This is a genomic window from Pseudomonas brassicacearum (assembly GCF_003732265.1).
Taxonomy (GTDB): Bacteria; Pseudomonadota; Gammaproteobacteria; order Pseudomonadales; family Pseudomonadaceae; genus Aquipseudomonas; species Aquipseudomonas brassicacearum_D.
Genome location: NZ_MOBK01000443.1, coordinates 1 through 322, shown reverse-complemented (window position 1 = coordinate 322; position 322 = coordinate 1). Strand labels below are relative to the sequence as shown.

General features: G+C 64.9%; 1 pseudogene. It reads left to right on the top strand.

The features are described from left to right. Window positions 1-322: pseudogene (locus tag BK660_RS32160) on the top strand (ATP-dependent helicase HrpB); the annotation flags it as partial.

Here is a 322-nt window from a genome sequence, read left to right as displayed (position 1 = left end):
TTACCCGCCCTGCGTGAAGCCCTAGCGACACGCCACGAAGCCGTGCTCGAAGCACCGCCCGGCGCCGGTAAAACCACCCGCGTGCCCTTGGCTTTGCTCAATGAAGCGTGGCTGGCCGGGCAGACCATTCTGATGCTTGAACCGCGCCGTCTCGCCGCGCGCGCAGCGGCGGAACGTCTGGCCAGTGAGTTGGGCGAGAAGGTCGGTGAAACCGTTGGTTATCGCATTCGTCTCGACAGCAAGGTCGGCCCCAACACACGCATCGAAGTGGTCACCGAAGGCATTCTCACCCGGCGCTTGCAGGACGACCCGGCGCTGGAAG